At 42.5% G+C, this 19,381-nt stretch carries 21 protein-coding genes; 12 read left to right on the top strand and 9 right to left on the bottom strand.

Translation table 11 applies throughout. The features are described from left to right. Window positions 1-100 precede the first annotated feature (100 nt). Together FFM84_RS13160 and FFM84_RS13155 are read right to left on the bottom strand one after the other, a co-directional pair. Window positions 101-835, bottom strand: a complete 735-nt coding sequence (locus FFM84_RS13160; protein WP_130845378.1) for a glycosyltransferase family 2 protein — start codon at window positions 833-835, stop codon at window positions 101-103. Window positions 836-925: 90 nt separating this feature from the next. Then, window positions 926-1,633: a GntR family transcriptional regulator gene (locus FFM84_RS13155; RefSeq protein ID WP_130845379.1), complete on the bottom strand. Its 708-nt coding sequence runs from the start codon at window positions 1,631-1,633 to the stop codon at window positions 926-928. Window positions 1,634-1,811: 178 nt separating this feature from the next. On the opposite strand from FFM84_RS13155, the gene FFM84_RS13150 reads away from it, so the two are divergent. The 3 genes from FFM84_RS13150 to FFM84_RS13140 all read left to right on the top strand — a co-directional run bounded on the left by FFM84_RS13150 (window position 1,812) and on the right by FFM84_RS13140 (window position 4,086). After that, window positions 1,812-2,135: a PTS sugar transporter subunit IIB gene (locus FFM84_RS13150; RefSeq protein ID WP_130845380.1), complete on the top strand. Its 324-nt coding sequence runs from the start codon at window positions 1,812-1,814 to the stop codon at window positions 2,133-2,135. Window positions 2,136-2,174: 39 nt separating this feature from the next. Further along, complete coding sequence (locus tag FFM84_RS13145; protein ID WP_130845381.1) at window positions 2,175-2,522, top strand: PTS lactose/cellobiose transporter subunit IIA; 348 nt, start codon at window positions 2,175-2,177, stop codon at window positions 2,520-2,522. A gap of 118 nt (window positions 2,523-2,640) precedes the next feature. Beyond that, complete coding sequence (locus FFM84_RS13140; RefSeq protein WP_130845382.1) at window positions 2,641-4,086, top strand: 6-phospho-beta-glucosidase; 1,446 nt, start codon at window positions 2,641-2,643, stop codon at window positions 4,084-4,086. A 5-nt stretch (window positions 4,087-4,091) separates the two neighbouring features. Here the strand turns inward: FFM84_RS13140 and FFM84_RS16180 are convergent, their stop codons facing one another. Next, the gene (locus tag FFM84_RS16180; protein WP_165444334.1) at window positions 4,092-4,241 is read right to left on the bottom strand and encodes a hypothetical protein; all 150 of its coding nucleotides are present in this window, start codon (window positions 4,239-4,241) and stop codon (window positions 4,092-4,094) included. A 96-nt stretch (window positions 4,242-4,337) separates the two neighbouring features. Then, the gene (locus FFM84_RS13135) at window positions 4,338-5,174 is read right to left on the bottom strand and encodes a TMEM175 family protein (protein ID WP_130845383.1); all 837 of its coding nucleotides are present in this window, start codon (window positions 5,172-5,174) and stop codon (window positions 4,338-4,340) included. Window positions 5,175-5,404: 230 nt separating this feature from the next. On the opposite strand from FFM84_RS13135, the gene FFM84_RS13130 reads away from it, so the two are divergent. The 3 genes from FFM84_RS13130 to FFM84_RS13120 all read left to right on the top strand — a co-directional run bounded on the left by FFM84_RS13130 (window position 5,405) and on the right by FFM84_RS13120 (window position 8,467). Continuing rightward, window positions 5,405-6,568 carry a hypothetical protein gene (locus FFM84_RS13130; RefSeq protein ID WP_130845384.1) on the top strand — a complete coding sequence of 388 codons (1,164 nt, stop codon included), beginning with the start codon at window positions 5,405-5,407 and terminating at the stop codon, window positions 6,566-6,568. A 197-nt stretch (window positions 6,569-6,765) separates the two neighbouring features. Beyond that, entirely contained in the window at window positions 6,766-7,368 is a 603-nt protein-coding gene (locus FFM84_RS13125) for an ATP-binding cassette domain-containing protein (RefSeq protein WP_130845385.1), read from the top strand. Continuing rightward, window positions 7,352-8,467, top strand: coding sequence for a hypothetical protein (locus FFM84_RS13120; protein ID WP_130845386.1), 1,116 nt, complete (start codon window positions 7,352-7,354; stop codon window positions 8,465-8,467). The genes FFM84_RS13125 and FFM84_RS13120 overlap by 17 nt, the downstream gene beginning before the upstream one ends. 66 nt (window positions 8,468-8,533) lie before the next feature. Here the strand turns inward: FFM84_RS13120 and FFM84_RS13115 are convergent, their stop codons facing one another. Together FFM84_RS13115 and FFM84_RS13110 are read right to left on the bottom strand one after the other, a co-directional pair. Next, a complete protein-coding gene (locus tag FFM84_RS13115; RefSeq protein ID WP_130845387.1) occupies window positions 8,534-9,715 on the bottom strand; it encodes a GNAT family N-acetyltransferase in 1,182 nt (393 codons plus the stop codon). Window positions 9,716-9,728: 13 nt separating this feature from the next. Beyond that, on the bottom strand, window positions 9,729-10,820 hold the full coding sequence (locus FFM84_RS13110) for a DUF871 domain-containing protein (RefSeq protein ID WP_130845388.1): 1,092 nt from the start codon (window positions 10,818-10,820) through the stop codon (window positions 9,729-9,731). A 205-nt stretch (window positions 10,821-11,025) separates the two neighbouring features. Between FFM84_RS13110 and FFM84_RS13105 the strand changes: the two genes are divergently transcribed. From FFM84_RS13105 to FFM84_RS13085, 5 genes are read left to right on the top strand one after another with little or no spacing between them, the layout of a single operon-like run. Beyond that, window positions 11,026-11,247 carry a DUF2829 domain-containing protein gene (locus FFM84_RS13105; protein ID WP_130845389.1) on the top strand — a complete coding sequence of 74 codons (222 nt, stop codon included), beginning with the start codon at window positions 11,026-11,028 and terminating at the stop codon, window positions 11,245-11,247. Further along, window positions 11,247-11,993 (top strand): 3-oxoacyl-ACP reductase, encoded by a 747-nt coding sequence (locus FFM84_RS13100; RefSeq protein ID WP_130845390.1) that lies wholly within the window; start codon window positions 11,247-11,249, stop codon window positions 11,991-11,993. Before FFM84_RS13105 ends, FFM84_RS13100 begins: the two co-directional genes overlap by 1 nt. Before the next feature lie 11 nt (window positions 11,994-12,004). Next, window positions 12,005-12,373 (top strand): HIT family protein, encoded by a 369-nt coding sequence (locus FFM84_RS13095; protein ID WP_130845391.1) that lies wholly within the window; start codon window positions 12,005-12,007, stop codon window positions 12,371-12,373. A gap of 21 nt (window positions 12,374-12,394) precedes the next feature. Further along, entirely contained in the window at window positions 12,395-13,708 is a 1,314-nt protein-coding gene (locus FFM84_RS13090; RefSeq protein WP_130845392.1) for a hypothetical protein, read from the top strand. A gap of 21 nt (window positions 13,709-13,729) precedes the next feature. Further along, window positions 13,730-14,293 (top strand): NUDIX hydrolase, encoded by a 564-nt coding sequence (locus tag FFM84_RS13085; protein ID WP_165444335.1) that lies wholly within the window; start codon window positions 13,730-13,732, stop codon window positions 14,291-14,293. 72 nt (window positions 14,294-14,365) lie between these two features. On the opposite strand, the gene FFM84_RS13080 is transcribed toward FFM84_RS13085, so the two are convergent. After that, window positions 14,366-15,163: a Cof-type HAD-IIB family hydrolase gene (locus FFM84_RS13080; RefSeq protein ID WP_130845394.1), complete on the bottom strand. Its 798-nt coding sequence runs from the start codon at window positions 15,161-15,163 to the stop codon at window positions 14,366-14,368. A 14-nt stretch (window positions 15,164-15,177) separates the two neighbouring features. After that, window positions 15,178-16,674 carry a threonine synthase gene (gene thrC / locus FFM84_RS13075; RefSeq protein WP_130845395.1) on the bottom strand — a complete coding sequence of 499 codons (1,497 nt, stop codon included), beginning with the start codon at window positions 16,672-16,674 and terminating at the stop codon, window positions 15,178-15,180. Window positions 16,675-16,828: 154 nt separating this feature from the next. On the opposite strand from thrC, the gene FFM84_RS13070 reads away from it, so the two are divergent. Next, the gene (locus FFM84_RS13070; protein WP_130845396.1) at window positions 16,829-18,556 is read left to right on the top strand and encodes a glycoside hydrolase family 13 protein; all 1,728 of its coding nucleotides are present in this window, start codon (window positions 16,829-16,831) and stop codon (window positions 18,554-18,556) included. A gap of 327 nt (window positions 18,557-18,883) precedes the next feature. Here the strand turns inward: FFM84_RS13070 and FFM84_RS13065 are convergent, their stop codons facing one another. Further along, window positions 18,884-19,198 carry a hypothetical protein gene (locus FFM84_RS13065; RefSeq protein ID WP_130845397.1) on the bottom strand — a complete coding sequence of 105 codons (315 nt, stop codon included), beginning with the start codon at window positions 19,196-19,198 and terminating at the stop codon, window positions 18,884-18,886. Window positions 19,199-19,381 lie beyond the last annotated feature (183 nt).

The following is a 19,381-nucleotide window of genomic DNA, read 5'->3' as shown; positions in this document are numbered from 1 at the left end:
TCGTTCAATTAGGTTGTGCCAATCTGTGTGTTAAGTCGACTTGAGTAGCGAATTTTGGGCAGCAAAAAAGCGTTTAGGTTCAGCCTAAACGCTAATTGTGTTACTGATTATTTAAATCTTCACTCAACACATGTTTGCTTTCTTGTTTGAGAATTTTGATCATTTTACGACGCGCCGCGAAGAATGGAATCCCGATATGAGCGAGATTACTGCGGAAGCGCCAGCGATAATGATACGTCTTTTCCGGGAGATAAGCCGCCGTTTTGACGTAATCCGCATAACGGAACGCAAACAACTGGTCTTCCAGAAAATCAATATCTTCATTGAAAGTCAAATGATGTTCGGTGATGACCGTGCGAATAAAGCATTTATTCCACGAAAAACCACCGACCGTCCCAAAGTTAATGTTGGCAACTAATTCTTTTTGATCATAAGTTTTAGCAGGGCTAGGCACGGCTAAATAACCATGGTGGCCACAAATAACTAATTGTGATTTGGGAGCAGCTTGGTAAGCCTGCAAGAAATACTCAAGAAAGTTGGGTTCAACCCAGTCATCACCGTCAACGAAGCACAAGTATTGGCCACTAGCTGCTGCCATTCCTGAGTTCCGTGCGGCAGAGACACCACGATTTTGCGCATGCGTAATCACGTGAAAACGATCATCGTCTTTGATTAACGCCGCAATTTGTTCAGCGGTATCATCGGTTGAGCAGTCGTCCACCACGATGACTTCAAAGTCCGTCAGCGTTTGGTGGCGTAAACTGGTCAGGCAACTGTTGATAAATTTATGTTGATTGTACGCAGGTACAACCACTGAAAAAAGGGGTGCAGACACGCTAATTCCTCCATCATATTTTAGTATACTATACCATTATAGCCGTAAAATGTGATGAAATTGCATCGAATCGCAAATTTTTGCTGATTATTAATTATTTGCCAGATTTGTGGTGTGGAAATATAGCGCTAGCTCGGGGTAGGCGAAGACTGTATGCGAAAAATTAAATAAGCCATTGTTTTTATAATAATTGCTTGAATCTAAGGTTAAGAAGGCTTTTCCGGCTGGTTGTGCTAATAAGTTCGCATCCTCAGGATTGAGTTCAGTGAGCGAGAGATAATCATCACTATTGGCGACACGAATGCCGTAAACTTCTTCCAAATATTCAAAAATAGAACTATTGACGGCTTCGACAGAAATAAATCGGACGACTGAACAGAGATAATAAGAGCGTTCAAGACTATATAACTGATCATGCCAATAGCGTAAACGGATGACTCGGTAGAGTTCTTCGTCGACTGGAATGCCGAATTGTTGGCCAAGTTGTTCATCGGCTTTAATCGTGTCAAAAGTGACAACTTTTGATTTTAAATTGTGCGGTTGGTTTTCACCACCCATAATTGAACGAGCCGAGAGATTCACCACAGTCTTTTGCCGTAGCTGAATCTTACTAATAAAGTAGCCACTTCCTTGAACGCGGCGTAATAGACCTTGTTGGTAGACCAGATCAATGGCTTTACGAATGGTGTTACGACTGACACTGTAACGTTCCATCAGTTGTGCTTCAGTGGGAAGTTTGGTCACAAAAATACCATCACGAATGGCTTTAACAATGCTGGTAGCAATATCACGGTACATAGCAAATCACACTTTCTGTGGGTACGGGGATGGGAAATCCGAATAATTTTCGAAAAATATTTATTCAGACTTGTTTAATTTGTACCCATGACTTATAATCTTAATTGTAATGAAAGCGGTTTTACAAAGCAACCGCTAAATTAAAGAAATTTAAAAACAAATTAGGAGCGTGTTGATCATGGCTGAAAAAACAATTATGTTAGTATGTTCTGCTGGGATGTCAACCTCATTATTAGTTTCCAAGATGCAAAAAGCAGCAGAAGCAAAAGGAATTGATGCAGAAATTTTTGCAACCGCTGCCAGCGATGCCGATAACAAGTTGTCTTCCAAGAATCCAGACATTTTAATGCTTGGACCTCAAATTCGTTACATGTTAAGCGATTTTCAAAAGAAAGCAACCAACATTCCTGTCGAAGTTATCAACATGCAAGATTACGGCATGATGAATGGGGAAAAGGTTTTGCAAGAAGCTGAAGACTCCATGGCAAAGTTCCAAGGTTAATCAAACACAATATTTCATAAAAAAAGGATGAACAAATTAATGGCAGAAGAAAAGCAAGCAACTGAAACCGATGCAAGTTTAGAAACAATCATGGGATTAATCGTCAATGGTGGGAACGCTAAAAGTTCCGCTTTTGAAGCCATTCGGGCCGCTAAGGAAGGTGACTTTGACAAAGCTGATGCGAAGTTAAAGGAAGCTGATAACTTTTTAACGGAAGCGCACAATGCCCAAACGTCTATGTTAACGGATGAAGCTGCTGGGGAACATACCCACGTTTCATTGTTACTCGTTCATTCACAAGATCATATCATGAATGCTATCACGTTCCGCGACTTAGCTGGTGAAGTTGTCGATGTTTATCGTCGCTTGGATGCTACCGAAAAATAATGTCGTTAATTTTGGACCGCGACTAGTGCTACGGTATTAGTTGTGGTTCTTTTTTCGGAGCAAAACCAAAGTATATACATTTATGATAAATAGTGAATTCATTTGGAGGTATAAACATATGGTAAAAGGATATCAAATGCCGAAAAACTTTCTTTGGGGTGGCGCGGTAGCGGCGCACCAACTAGAAGGTGGTTGGCAAGCAGGTGGTAAAGGCGTTAGTATCGCCGATGTCATGACGGCCGGTCGCAATGGTGTGCCTCGGCAAGTCACGGATGGTGTTGAAGATGGGAAAGTTTACCCGAACCATTGGGGTAATGATTTTTATCATCGCTATCCAGAAGACGATCAATTATTCGAAGACATGGGCTTTAAGTGTTTTCGGACGTCGATTGCGTGGACTCGGATCTTCCCGAATGGTGACGAAACAGAACCAAATGAAGCTGGTTTGAAGTTTTATGATGACTTATTCGATGATTTATTAGCTCATCACATTGAACCCGTGATTACCTTATCTCATTTTGAGATTCCTTATCATTTGGTAAAAACGTATGGTGGTTGGTCAAATCGGAAGATGATCGACTTCTTCTTAAACTTTGCCAAAACCGTCTTTGCCCGTTACAAGGACAAGGTTAAGTATTGGATGACTTTTAACGAAATCAATAACCAAACGGCTTGGCAAGATCCTCATCCGTTGTTGCAAAACTCTGGATTACAACTAGACAAAGATGACGATTGGCAAAAAGCGATGTATCAAGCCGCGCACTATGAATTAGTGGCAAGTGCCTTGACGGTTCAAGCCGGGCATGAAATTAATCCTGATTTCCAAATCGGTTGTATGATTGCGATGTGCCCAATCTATCCGTTAACAGCTAAACCACAAGATATCATGAAGGCTGAACGCGCGATGCAAACCCGTTACTGGTATGGTGATGTGCACTGCTTAGGTGAATATCCAAAGTGGTTGCCAAAATACTTGGCACGTAAGCATATCGAGTTAGATATTACGGACGAAGACTTGGCAACCTTGAAAGCCGGCACGGTGGACTACGTTGGTTTCAGTTACTACATGTCCTTTGTGACGAAGGCCAAAGCCAATGAAGCACCCGAATATGAATACCTCGAACCTGATGATTTTGTGGAAAATCCTTACGTTGAAAAATCAGATTGGGGCTGGCAAATTGACCCAACTGGTTTGCGTTATTCAATGAACTGGATGCAAGATCGTTGGCATTTACCACAATTTATCGTGGAAAATGGGTTTGGTGCTTATGATAAGAAGAACGCCGATGGTACCGTGCATGATGATTATCGGATCAGTTACTTCCGTGATCACATCTTAGCCATGGAAGAAGCCGTTGCTTTAGATGGCGTGGACCTGATTGGTTACACGCCATGGGGCTGTATTGATCTTGTTTCAGCCAGTACCGGTGAAATGGCCAAACGTTATGGCTTTATCTATGTCGATGTTGATGACAACGGTGAAGGTAGTTTCGATCGTTCGAAGAAGGATTCATACTACTGGTATCAAAAAGTCATCCAATCCGATGGTGAAGATTTACAATAGGCTTGTTAATATTGTTGCCTACCGTTCGCCCACAATGAGCCGGAACGCTGTGGGAAGGACCGGCTAAGCCCAAAAGCGGTCTTAGCCGTCGTTTTGAACCACCAAACGCCAGGTTCTAAGCGATAAATCGCTAAGAACCCCACGGCTGGGCTCAATGAGGGCTCGCTCCCGGCTAAATTGGTGACTATTTCAGCATTCAAACTAAAAAACGGTATGAGACTACAGTTAAGTCGTCTCATACCGTTTTTTTGCTAATGATGCTGTTGTCGATCTCTAGGTTGTGAATGCTTCATCCATTTACCAAGTGTTTGATCAGAGACGTGAAATTCTGTTTTAGCGGTGTTGGCAAATTCAGCCCAAGCCTGTTGTTGACCAGCTTGATCGCCGTGTTGGCGCCGAGCCTGAGTGAAATAGTGTTGTAGTAACTGACGGAATCGGCGTTGTTCAGATAGTGGTAGGGCTAAGAAGTCGCGTTTTTCGGTTGTATCCATTTTTTCTAATTCGTTTAATTCTTCGTGTTCGTGGGCATGACTGATGAATGAGCGAATCGGAATAATGATGAGTAATACGAGCACGACTTTCGGCCAAAAATAGCCCAAAATGATTAGGGCGATATACATGACACCTGAATCTAAATAGCCGGAACCGTAAATGACATTGTAAAGTTGTCGCATGTCGGACTTCTCGGTGTATTTGGCATGTAAGACGGTTTTGGTGATTCGTCGAAAAATAGCCGAAATAATCAAGCATAGTCCTGCATAGAGCATGACGTTGATATTGGTGGTTTCTGAAGTCATCATTCGCGTAAAAGTGGGGATGAGGGATAAGGTGAATAACCAGACTAAGTCTAAAATAATAATGGCATTGGGGACCGTATCGGCTTCATTAAAGATGACCGCATGTTGGTACCAGAGATTGGCAATGAAACAGAAACTAACCGCGTAGATGCCAATGGATTGAAACAACCGAGTGTAATCAACCACGCCACTGTGTAACGTGATTGGCAACTCTAAAACCATAATGGTGATGAGAATAGCAATAATGGCATCGCTGAAAACATCTAAACGTTCTTTTAATTTGCTTTGCATAAGTTAAGATCAAATCCTTTATGATTAATTGCTTGAACAACGGTTAAGAATATACGCCGTTTAAGTTAGGGCGTCAATCTGATGCACATAATATGATTCTTGTACGTAAAAGGGCAGTATTTCTTTTTTTAGTTATTAATAATTAATGACGTATCTCTCATCAGACTATTAAGCCGAGTTCCAACAATGACTGAATAGGCATGATATGCTGTTAACACGGAGGTGACAAGATGGCATTATGGTTCAGTATCATTGGTGGGATGTTAGTACTTGGACTCATCTATTTAGGTTGGCGTTTACGTCAACAACAACGTGGCATTATTGATTTTCAATTGACGTATCATAAAACCATGACACCAGCGCAAATTCAGCATAGCCGCCGGTTTTTCTTTCAAACTGAAGTTAAAAAATCTTCAATTTATCGTCGTTTACATATGGGGGTTCAAGTTGGTCGGTGGGGGAGTTATGGCTTATTAGCACTGATTGTCGTGCAACAAATTGGCTTGTGGCAACCGGATGACCAACCAGTAATGGCAACGCTATGTTGGCTGGGGCTATTGGTGACGTTAACGGGACGCAACTTGTGTCAATGGCAGCTGAATCGACAACTGTATGCTAGTGTGCAAATTGCACAGACACCGGCACATGTTGATTTGATGATGACGCCGATGCATTTTACACAGTCTTTTTTGCGGTTGCAATTATGGAGTATTGGCACGTTAGCAACTTTAATGCTGACATTAGCTGTGGCCAGTGGCACTGAGACTTTACCGGATGATTATCTTGGTGGCTTGTTAGATGGATTGGGGTGGCAATCGACGAGCTCGCGTGTGATGCCTCGTGTTTCATCGAGTTCATCACAAGAGTCGGACACCGATGATGATGACGCACAAGACGATGCTGAACAGACGACAACCCGTTCGAGTGAATCGCAAACAAAGGTTAAAAAAGTTTACACTAGCGCGGCCTATGTGCGTTCATTACCAGTCAAGTCTCAACGGTATTTGACAAGGCAAGATCGTGTTGGTTTGATTTCAATGTACTATTTAGTCCTGAATCATTATGATTATAATGGTATTGCCAATAATCCGACGGTCAAATATGTGTATCATGTGGTTAAGAATATTAAGCCACTAACGATTGTGGTGACATCAACGGAAGCAAAGCGAAAATTTTACTATTTAACGCAAATTGACAAGCAGAACCATGTACGAGTGTATCGATTTAAAAATCAAACACCGAGTGCGCTCCATGGTTTAGTACCGGCGTATCAAGAATACCCCAAGTCTAAAGTTAAAATGGGACAACTCATTAAGGCGTATTATTCAGACCAAGATGGTTCCTATCATCGAACCATGTGGGCGATGGAACCGGGCACGGATTGGACATATTAAGACTAAAAACAGCATCAGTCTCATTGAGAAAATCAATGAGACTGATGCTGTTTTTAGATCATAAGACGTCAAACTAATAGTGTGATTAAAATTATTTTTTGATGGAAGCATTAATTGAGTTATATTTATAGAGAATGTAATAATGTATATCTTTATGACATGATTTTTACGGTTGTTTAAACTTTGGGGGGATATGAATGATTATATTAAAAGGAGTGGAAGTTTCTTTTAAAGGTCAATTTGTGTTGAAGCATATTTCGTATCAATTTAAGGATCAAATGTTTTATTTAATTCAAGCTAGAAACGGTTCTGGAAAGACAACTTTGTTAAATGCGATAGTGCATTTGGTTCCATATCGGGGAGAAATTGAAAAGACGGGTACGGCTAATGATTATTTTTATTTGCCGAATGACTTCCAGTTTGATTCGAGTATGTCTGGAAGGGACTATTTAACTCTTTTTACTAATCTTTGGTCGAGCGCCATTGATATTGAAATGGTTATCAAAAAAATAAAGCTTGAATCATTTATTGATAAAAAGGTAGTGGGGTATTCCTTAGGCATGAGACAATTATTTGTATTAGCGTTGTATATTGTGACAGATACAAATTGTTGGCTGATTGATGAATTAAATAATGGTTTGGACGAGGAAAATCTACAACTTCTTGTAGATTCGTTGTTACAGGCAAAAAAACAAAATCGAACTATTTTATTTGTCACACATCAAATTGAAAAAATTGCACCCGTGGCAGATGTGACAATCAACTTGAACGGGGGCAATCTAAATGAAAGCGTGGAATAGTTTTTTTAGTTTTAACGTCAAGTCAGTAATTAAGAAAAAAACGTTTATGTTACCGATGATTATTCTTATTTTTGGTGTGTTTGGTGTCTATTTTGCTAATCGTTCGGCAACTAATAATGTTAACATTGTGGCTTTAGTGGCAGGCGATACTAAAGATATGCAAAGGCAACAACACCAGTTTAAATCGCGTGGACATAAGGTGCCTAAAGCGTTAACGATTCGACTTAAGCGTGAATTAGCCTTGAAAGCTGCTTATGACAATAAAGATTGGTCAACCGCTGCTGCAAATAAAATTAAAATTAATAATGAAGATATTCAATCCAGTAAAAATTCTGGTGATCAACAAGGTGTATCTGCACTAATAACTGAGAATATTGAGCTAGAATTTGTTAAGGCAAATAATGTTTTTCCAGAAGTGGAAGATATGGGGGTTCATAGTGTTAATTTTCTTAACGACCTATTTGATATATATTTTCCAATTGTTGTAACGGTATTATTTACCTTCATGGTTGTTCCGCTTTTTATAGGAAAATATCAGCATGAAAAAAATATGGATTTGCTATTTCCAAGAAGTAGTGTTTGGTTGGAAAGCAATCGATTTATAACTGGATTTTTTGTTATGTTTTTTAGCTTTGTCTTATTAGTTTGTGTGGCAGTTGCCGTCAGTGGTATCTTTTCTGGTTTGGGTAATCCGCATTATCCAGTTGTGATTGTAAGATCAATGCCGGGACCGACGATTTCAATCATTAAAGTTATCTTCGAAGCGCTTTGTTTACAAATTTTAGCGCTACTTTCGCTAATCGGTTTGATTCAGTTAGTAAGCAATCTAACCCAGAATCAAAATTTAACGTTACTGTTGGTCATTGGCTTTTCAGTTTGCCAAACGATAGCGGCAAGTAAGTTAGCATTCTTGAATTCAATAGTTAATTGGATTCCTGGTACTTATTTTAATACGATTAGTGTTATCGATGGAACGGTTGCTTTTGAAACGAATAATCATGCGGTTACTTTTATGAATGGCATCATCATGCTTTTGGCCTATAACATTATTTTGATATCAGTTAATTTATTAACCAACAAATATAAGAAAGTGTATTAACTATTTAATCAAAAAGATAGGACAACGAATCACATTCTGATTCGTTGTCCTATCTTTTTAGTAGCTTTAAAAATAATCAATTAATGCCGGTTTTGTTTGAACCAAACTAGCATCTAATCGTTGAATCTCGGCTAAGTCACCAGTAATTTGGTGATGTTGCCAGGCACTGGTCAAGGACCGTGTGCCAAATAATGCTTTGGTGAGTTGCTGAATCGATACTTGTAAGTCACTATGGCCGTCTAAGGTATCGGTGACACGATTGCAAGTGACCTGTCCGTTTGTGACACTCAGCTCCCAAATACCTTGGTTAAGCGTCAACGTAGTGTCCGTAACGGCCAACCGAATGGGGACTAAGTCATTAATGAACGGATAGCGTTTTAAGAAGTCATGTAACAAGACGATTCTGGCCATCATGTATGGCGTTGTTTGAACGTGTAAGCTGTAAGGATTAGCTAACAAGTCCAAGCCATGCTCATCACTGGGGGCTTCGTAACTAAACGTTTCAAAGGTGGTCCCGTGTTTGGTGATGAAGTTGGCTAAGCGTTCAAATGCAGCGGGGGTACTGAATGACCATTCTTGAATGGCAAACGTCGTTGCTTGGCGGTCATAAATCAAGTAACCTTCAATTTGTTGATTGGCATTGCGATAAATCGCTACGGACCAGTCATGCTTTAAGGTTAAATAATGTAACCACCAGTCTTCACGAATGACACCACCACGTTGGTTGATTGGTTGAGTGGCATAAAAGTCATTCACTAAAGCCAAGCCCTCATTGCCATAACGGGTGATTGAACCCGACAAATCATGCGGTTTAATGACTGGCAAGTCTTTAGCCGCAATTTCTTGTTGCGTATGGTTGAAGACTTGCTCGTAGCCAAATTTACGATAGTAAGCATAAGAGAACGGCGCTAAATAAGATAACGGAATGTGATTATCAGCCATTTCGTTTAAAGCAGCCGTTAACAGTTTACCGGCGCCACCGCGACCAGAATATTCTGGGGCACTCATGACATCGCCGATCCCATTCATTGGATAAGTGACGCCATGAAAGTTCACCTTCATCGGCAGGCTGTATAAGCCACTTACGAGTTGATCATGATCGTGTAACCCATAAATCCAGCCATGTTGGTAGCGATCCATGAAGAAGGTTCGCCGGGTTGGGGTATCGTGATTATTAAAGGCATATTGATATAACTGATAAAACGCTTCGCGGTCGGTATCCGTGGTTAAACGTAAGTTTTCAGTCATTCTAAAGACCTCCTTATTTAGCCGCGACGAGTTTGAAGTCAGCCCATGGTGCTAATAAAGCTAAGCATTGTTGTTCGGCGGCAATCACATGGCCGACCACATTGATCCGACCGGTGTTCTTGAAATCACGCCGGGCAATTTGAAGTTCACCCTTATATTGACCAAATTCATTGTTGTCGATTAATAAATCGCCAGCGTGAATATCGGTGGTGTCATGAGCTGGAAAATCACGATCCTTATAGATGACGCGAGTTTCAGAAGACCGGATGACGTAATCAGAGAAGTCCCCACGATAGGTTTGTGGTTGGTCAAATAAAACTGCATGTTCAGCGTCGGTTAAACCAGCAACAGTTTCCACGTGTAAGAGTGGGTATGGGCTGAAGAAGACGTCGCTAACGGCTTTTAATTCGGCTTCACTCGCATAGGCGTTACCGATTAAGACATCATCGATTAGACCAGTCATCTTTAAGTGTTGGACTTGCGCAGCTAATGGTAGGCCACGGTGTTGTTCCAAGGTACATAAGCCATCTTGCATTGGCCATGGACCGTAAGTAGCATCGTTTGATGACACGAAGGCAGCTGTGTTAATACCATATTGCCGGTATTGGTTCGAGGTTTGAACGAAGTAATCGTAACCTAAGCCGGTATATTGTTGTGGGTAGAAGTTATGTGAGCCCAATAAGTTATCTTTGGCTGGTGAGTAGTCCATAATGGTATCGACGTAGTGCGTCCCTTTGGACATGTTAACTTCGATCTTGATGCCGTATGGGTTGTGGGTCATTCGTGATTCTTCTTCTCCGGTGAATCCAAGATCTAACCGCACACCCCAAGCGCCTAAGTCATGGAAAAATGACAAGTCATCATATGAGACACCGAGTTGTTTGAATAGGCCAGGGTTGACATCGACCATGACTTCTAAACCAAGTTTATTGGCATAAGCAATGACTTTCTTGAAGTTAGCCACAACTTCGTCTGCATTCCCCTTAATTTCCAATAATGATGTGAAGACACGTTTGTAGCCATATTTTGCAGCTAAATCTAAGTAAGCCGCATCCTTTTCAAAGGTTGACCGTTCTGGATAGACGGAGACACCAAGTTTACTCATAATAAAAATCCCTCCAAATGAATGTTTCTAAAAGTAGTCGTTCTGTATTCGCTTACATTATCGCATACTTAATTGGTCCGTACCAGCCAAAACGACGAATTTGTACCAACAAATTTTTAAAACTGTTCAAGACCGTGGGAATATGCTACGATTTTGACAGACTAGCATAGAAATAAGATTAAACCAATTATATGGAGGAAAAATCATGACATTTGAAGCAATTTTACCTAAGTTAAAAGCAGGAAAAAAGGCTGTTCGAACTGGTTGGGAGGGGACCGAATTATTTGTGGTCTTACAACCGACGACGACATATCAAGGGGACGTTTTGAATCCTTACTTCTTAATTAAAACGGCTGATGAAGCTTATAGTTTATGGTCACCAACGGATTGTGATATTTTAGCTGAAGACTGGCAATTGGTTGACTAATGCAATTTAGTGAATATGCTGGGCAAACGGTGTTGATTACTGGTGCAGCATCTGGGATTGGCTTAGCACAAGTTAATGCTTTTCGAGCACAAGGCGCCAATGTGATTGCGATTGATCGGCAAGCGCAACCAGTTAGCATAGTGGCTGGCAATGATTTGAGCTATCAAGTGGCAGATGTGACGGATGAAGCGGCACTCGTGGCGGCTATTCATGCGGGCATCGACCAATTAGGGCAACCGCAAATTGTTTGTAACACAGCCGGACGTTTAGATGGTTATCGGCCAACCTTAGAGACGAGTTTTGCTGATTGGCAAAGGATATTGGCTACGGATTTAACAAGCCAATTCATTGTGACGAATACCGTTTTACCCGCGATGCTTACACAACAACATGGTGTTTTTGTCAATATGGCCTCGATTGCGGGGTTAGTGGCGGGTGGTGGCGGGGCCGCTTATACGGCTGCTAAACATGCGATTATCGGCTATACCAAACAACTGGATTTGGACTATGCAGGTCAAGGTATTCGGGCCAATTGTATTGCGCCGGGCGCGATTGATACGCCAATGAATGCGGCTGATTTTGCTGGTGACGGTAAGATGGCTAAATGGGTGGCGAGTGAAACGCCGGCTAAACGGTGGGCTAAACCTGAAGAAGTAGCGGATCTAGCGTTGTTCTTGGCGAGCCGTCATGCAGATTATATTCATGGGACGGTTGTCCCGATTGACGGTGGTTGGTTAGAAAAATAGGAGGACTAAATGTGACAACATGTATCTTTTGTCAACCGCAACCATACGTTTTAGAAAATGAGTTGGCTGCGGCCTTTTTTGATATTCATCCAGTGAGTCGGGGACATTTGCTGATTATTCCCAAAGGGCATTATCCGACGTACTTTGATGTACCAGCAGCTGATTTGGCGGCGATGCAAGCCTTATTGGTGCAGGCCAAAGCCTATTTGGATGATCGGTATCATCCAGCTGGCTATAATTTAGGGTTTAACGTTGGTCCTGTTGCAGGTCAAACGGTCATGCATTGTCATTTGCATGTGATTCCACGCTATGTGGGCGATGTGCCTGATCCAACTGGGGGCATTCGCAAGATGTTACCAACGGATCAAAGCGAAAAATAACAGATTCGGGGAAGAACCTTAATGAAAAAATCATGGAGATTATGGGGTGTACTTGGCCTTGTGATTTTATTAGGCATTGGTGGGGGTGTTGTTTGGGGACAAGCTAAACAGCGCCAACATGCTGCAGCCGTACGTGTTGCTAAACAAAAGGCAGCCAAGCAGCGAGCTAAAGCAGCTAAGCAACGTAAAAATCGTCCACTAACGGCAGCTCAAAAACGGCGACGTGCTGCTGATCGCGTTGATGGTGTCGGTAAAATTTTACGCACGAAGAAGGGGAGCACTCGTCAGCCATTTGTTTTGGCAAATGATAGCGTCAAACTCTATGATAGTTTGAAACATGTGGGTAATCGCTATCACGTCAGCGTTGATGGTGACGAAGAAGAGATTTCGCCGCCAATTAAAGTGGTAGTTGCGAAGTACTACTATACACAAAAAGGGACGTACTGCTCGATTCAAAATTTACAATATGAGGCGGTGTCAAAGCCGTTTGATCAATATCGTAATCGTATTTGGAATCATTTATCGGCGGACGATGATTATGGTTATATCGCGCTGAAAGATCTTAAGCCAACAACCTATTATCGTCGTCAAAGTGCAATCACTAAAACGCCATACTATCTGACGTCGTTTGATGTTAAAGAAGGCACTAACTTAAATATGAACTTAGGTGAAACAACGTATCATGCCTGGTCGCACGTTCCAGGAACGGTTTTTCGGACATTTTCTCATAATACGGATACGTTATTAAATCGCCAACTTTATGCCACCAAACAGTTAATTAGAACGGATGACCGTAAGTATTTGTATATGCAAACGGCTACCGGTAAGGCAGTTGGCTGGTTGCCTGCGACGGGGCAACTCATTCGCGGATATTACCGCGATGTCGGTAAACGGTTATTGAAACCGACTGCGGATGAAAAAATGACACTGATTCAACAAGAACCACAGAAACGTACGGAAAATAATGCCTATGTGAGTCAGAGTCGAATTTATCAAGTTTATCGGCATAAAAAGCTGCAACGGCTATTGATCTTAACTGCCATGAATACACCGATTAAGGTCGACTATCAAAAGAAACAACCAGTTAGCGTCACGTTGTATCAAAGAAATTATCGGGTGTTGAAACGTTGGCAGGCAAAGCCTAAAGAGCATACTTACCAAAAAGATAACGAATATGGCTTGGCAGTGGAATTAACGCTTAATCCACAATCGACGACAAAGATACTGCACTTCATGGAAAGTGAGTATGACTCTGAAGGGGTCTATACTGAAGGCACCTTGTATTGGGATCAAGCGTCGCATTTCAAAAGCGGTATTTTTGAAGATGAACAATAATGAAAAGAGTGAGGAATCAACATGGCAATTTTTCCAAAAGCCGGCCGTGCCGGCAAAATTTTAGCGCAAGAAGATTTGTATCAGGGCCCAATCTTTAACTTGGTCAAGCAAACAATTGAAACACCAGATGGTTTAAAAGTGAAACGGGATTTGATCGATCATGGTAATGCCGTGACGATCTTGGCGTTAACGCCGGATGATCAAGTTGTATTGAATTCGGAATATCGGGTCGGCCAAAATGCCGAAACGATTAGTTTACCAGCCGGATTAATCAATGAGGGTGAAGATCCAATCACTGCTGCCAAACGGGAATTGCAAGAAGAAACGGGCTATATTGCGAAATCACCACAAGTGATGACACAAATTACCTCGTCAGAAGGCTTTACGAGCGAAATTGTCAGCTTAGTCTTAACGCATATCGATCCTAATGAACATGGTGAACGTCACTTTGATCACGACGAATTCGTGAATACTCAGTTAGTGCCGTTAGTCGATGTGATTGCGTTGATGCGTGATGGTAAGTTGCGGTCAGCGCAGGCTGTGTGTGCGTTGAATTGGTACTTGAATTTTGAACGTGATAACTAGTCCCAACTAAAAAAAGCACGTTTAACGCGTCCGCAATTGGACCGTTAAACGTGCTTTTAATCAGTTTAAGTGTTAATCGAAATAGTTTTCCAAGAATACTGCAACACCATCGTCATCATTACTTAACGTTTCATCGGTTGTCGCCGCTTTAACGACTGGAATGGCATTAGCCATCGCCACACCAACTTTGGCAGCTTTGAGCATGCCGAGGTCGTTTTCTTCATCACCAAAGGCCATCAAGTTTGAAAAGTCTTCGTTGAAGTTTGCGAGCAACGCTTTTAGTCCGGCCGATTTATCGGTGCCTGCTGGCAAGTATTCCAATAAGTTCCGCCGTGATGGCACAACATGGAAATTGTCAGTAACGATCTGTGGTAAGTTGGCTTGAATTTTATCAACGTCGTCATAAGCACTGACGACTTTACCGAACTGATCATCAGCGGGGAGGTCAGCAAACGAAACATCACTAAAGGGCATGAGGCCATTCATGAATGCTTCGTAAGGTGACTTGCCGAGTTCTTTAATCGAATAGACTTGGGTTAAGTCGATGATATCTAACGGAAAACCGTTTGCTTTGGCATAATCATACAACGGTTGGATGTTCGCTTTAGTCACACTCTTACGTGCCAATACATCACCAGTGGTATTTTGTTGGACTAAGCCACCGTTAAACGTAATCGAGTAGTCAGTTGGCTTAGTTAAGGCTAGCTGTTTTAAAAACGGCTGAATGGCTTTAATCGGCCGTCCAGTACAAAGCACGATCCGTTTGCCAGCCTGATGGAGCTGTTTTAAGACCGTTTCGGTTCGTGGAGAGATCGTTTTATCAGAGGTGAGTAACGTATTATCTAAATCCAACGCAATTGTCGTAATCATCGTCAAAATCCTTTCTAGTCTAAGTTCAAAATGTCTTTAATCGTCGTTGCCATATCTGCGGGGTCACTCACACGATCGTGACGAACGGGAGCTGTCCGTAAAGCAGTTACCGTTGCTGGGATTGGCGTCTTGATTAAGTCGTGTAACTGATCAACAGCGGCTAAGCCGTCAATGGTCAAGTCTGGTTGCTGCGTGATGGCGGTCAAAACGGCCTGTGGAAACTTATACGGGCTGGCTGTTGAGACGACCACCATCGGACGTTGATCCTTTGTGGCCGCTTGATACTGTTTGGCGACTGCGGAAGCAACGGCAGTATGTGGATCAATCGTGTAGTGATGGTGCGCATACAAATGTTGAATTTCGTGCTGATCTTGTTTTTCTGTCACAAAACCAGCCCAGAAATCGGTTATGGCATGGCGCATCGTTGATGTTAATTGGTACGAGCCAGTCGTCTTCAAGTCGTTCATCAAACTAGCAGTTTGCATCGCGTCTTCGCCAGTTGCGTAGAAGACTAGTCGTTCCAAGTTGCTGGAAACTAAGATATCCATCGATGGTGAGCTAGTTAAGAAAAATTCGCGTTGACGATTGTAAAGGCCCGTATTGAAAAAGTCAGTGAGGACGTTATTTCGATTAGACGCACAAATCAATTTGTGAATTGGAACGCCAAGTTTTTTAGCATAATAACCGGCTAAAATATCACCAAAATTCCCAGTTGGCACACTAAAGTTGACCTCGTCGCCATTTTTAATGCGGCCTTTTTTAATAAGCTGTGCATAGGCATAGACGTAATAAGCGACTTGTGGGAACAGCCGGCCGATATTGATTGAGTTGGCACTTGAAAATTGGAACTGATTTGTGGCTAATTGGTCACGTAATTCGGGATCATTCAGCAGTTCCTTGACTTTAGTTTGGGCATCATCGAAGTTCCCATTAATCGCAACGACATAAGTATTGTCCCCAACTTGGGTCACCATTTGTTGTTTTTGAATCGCACTGACGCCGGCTTGTGGATAAAAGACAATGATCTTAGTTTGATCGACGTCAGCAAACCCGGCCATCGCTGCTTTCCCGGTGTCTCCAGAAGTTGCGGTTAAGATCACCACTTCGGCAGTCAACTGATTTTTCTTAGCAGCGGTGGTCATTAAATGGGGTAAAATTTGCAACGCTAAATCTTTAAAAGCAATCGTCGGGCCATGGAAAAGTTCTAAGTAGTATTGTTTCCCATGTTTGGTGACGGGGGCAATTGCTGGATCATCAAATTGATCGCCATAGGCTGCTTGAATACAGGCTTTAAGTTCGGCTGGCGTGTAATCGGTGAAGAACAGTTTTAAAACCTCGTAGGCAACCGTTTGGTACGATTGTTGGGCGAGATCGTCGAAATCAAAGTCGGCGGTTGGTAGGGTCACTGGAACGAATAAACCACCATCAGGGGTTAACCCTTGCAGGACGGCTTGTGAGCTAGTCATAGTTTGGCTTGCAGTTTTGCGAGTACTGCGATAAAGTGTTTCCATGGAAGGACGTCCTTTCAATTGAATTTGTCTAAATCATACACTAAATTCTGGTTTAACGGGGACGTTTTCACGAAAATAACCTAGAAATCATCAATTTTAGAGCGTCATGATGACATCGAAATGTAATCGGTTACATAAAAGGAGTGCATTAAACATGCAATTAGCAGGAATCTTACACCGCCCAGAAAGCGAAGATACAGCGGTATTGGCCGACCATCAAGTGCTTATTCGACTACAAACGGCTCAAGACATCCAGTCGGTGACACTTAAATATGCCGATATGTATTTATGGCAAGCAGGGGCACCGATGAAAACGACCACGATGCAGCGGGGTTTAGCAACGCAGGCGGCGCAATATTGGACATTGACTGTGACCGTCCCGACGAATCGCCTGATTTATGGGTTTCAAATTACCGGCAACGATGGTACGACCATCGGGTATGGTGATGATGGCTTGTTTACTGATGAAGCCACTCAGTGGGCAATTACGGGGCATTATTTCCATTTGCCATATTTGCACGTTAGTGACGCAGAGTTGCCACCAGCTTGGGTTAAAGATACAGTCTGGTACCAAATCTTTCCGGAACGTTTTGCCAATGGGGATCAAACTAATGATCCGGCTAAAGTCCAGCCATGGGGGCAAGGTCCTGTACAACGCGACTCATTTTATGGTGGCGACTTGCGCGGAATTATCGATCATTTAGATGACTTGGCGGACTTGGGGATTAACGGCCTGTATCTATGCCCCATCTTTACATCACCATCGAATCATAAGTATGATACATTGGATCACTTCGAAATTGATCCGCATTTTGGTACTAAGCGGGACTTTCAAGAATTGGTCGATGCTGCCCATGATCGTGGGATGCGGGTGATGCTAGATGCGGTCTTCAATCATTTTGGGACGGCATCACCGCAGTGGCAAGATGTCGTGAAAAATGGCGCACAGTCACGTTTTGCAGACTGGTTCCACATTCATGATTTCCCGGTCGGGCGAGACGCTAAAACGGGTGCGCTAAATTATGAAACCTTTGGAACTGCCGCAATGATGCCTAAAATAAATACTCAAAATCCAGCGGTTCGCGACTACTTGATTGAAATTACCAGTTATTGGTTGCGGCAACTCGATATTGATGCGTGGCGCTTTGATGTGGCCGATGAAGTCGATCATGGAACTTGGCGCGCCATTTGTGCGGCGTTACGGGCAGTTAAACCAGATGTTTACTTGTTAGGGGAGTCTTGGCATACTAGTGCTAGCTTGGTAGGAAATGGTCAGTTTGATGCGGTAATGAATTATCCGTTGACGCAACCGATCTTGAGCTTGTTTAATCAAACGGTCACGATTGCGGATTATGTCGGCAAAACGAATCTGCAGCTTTGCCAGTATTGCCAACCTAATCAACAGGTGATGTTTAATGCACTAGACACGCATGATACGGCGCGAGCCTTAACGGTACTACAAGATGATCCCCAAAAAGTCCAAGCGGCGTTAACGTTGATGATGTTGTTACCGGGTGCGCCTTGCCTATATTACGGGACCGAGGCGGGCTTAGCCGGTGGCCCCGATCCTGATAACCGGCGCTGTATGCCATGGGAGCCGGCACCAAAGACAACGGCGATGTATCCGATTGTGCAAAAATTAGTTAAGTGGCGGCGATCACAAACTGAATTTTTAGCCACAAGTCAATTGAGCTGGCAAATTCACGATGGTTGGTTACAGTTAATCCGAAAAGATGCCACGCAAACCGTGGTTGGTAGCTTTAATTTAAGTCAACACTCACAGACTTCAGCTGTTGTCGGCAAAACGATTGTGAGTGCGGGTCTAACCGGTGATCAGTTGGCTGCGGATGGTTTTAGTTTGCAAGTTTTAAATAAGCGATAAATTGCAAAGAACGGTCCACAACTGGACTCAATGTGAATTCACTATCAGTTATGATGATGACGAGAATGATTAATATTTGCAATATAACCGGAGTCAGCCAGTGATGGCGCCGGCCGTGACAACATCGTTAGTCCGGCTGGTCTTGCCGGACTTTACGATGTGGACGACTTTTGAGACTAGTGGTTTTGGCTAGGCTTAAAAGCGAGGTGAAAGCCCGATTTTTGGCTGGAACCGGTCCCCACAGCCGGCAGAATCACTGGCTGACGTAGGTGACAATTTAAACGAAACAAAAAGCGTGCCCGATGGACACGCTTTTTGTGAGTCAATTTAAGCTTTAGCAGGTTTGATGCCTCGGCCTTGAATGAATTCAATGACAATCAAGACAACGTAACAAATTAAGACGATGCCTAATAAATTGGTTGTTTGAACGGTACTAGATAACCAGTAATATTGCCAGTTTTGGTTGTTGAAAACCCACCAAACCAACAAGCCGGCGATTAACCCTAAGGTATTCATAATTGCAATAAAAAATAAATTGCCGTTTTGTTTTTGACCAGCCCAGTAAGCGGAAAGAATCGCCATCCAGACACCCCAGACGATTAAGCCAACTACGACCACCCAATAAATTAATGCTGCGATCATCGGTACTCCTTCTTTCTACAAGTTAATACCATTATTCTACCATGAATTCGATTACATTTGCAGCTTAACCGTGACTTTTTTCACAATATAACGCCATAGAAATGTTAAAGTTTGGGAGCATTACTTGTTATTTGGAAGCGAATTATTTACAATTAGAGCATGATAATAAAGGAAATCAGGGAA

The sequence above is a fragment of the Lactiplantibacillus mudanjiangensis genome (genome assembly GCF_005405385.1).
In the GTDB taxonomy this organism is placed as follows: Bacteria; Bacillota; Bacilli; order Lactobacillales; family Lactobacillaceae; genus Lactiplantibacillus; species Lactiplantibacillus mudanjiangensis.
The sequence above is the reverse complement of the archived record's forward strand: the minus strand, read 5'-3'. Positions and strand labels throughout refer to the sequence as shown.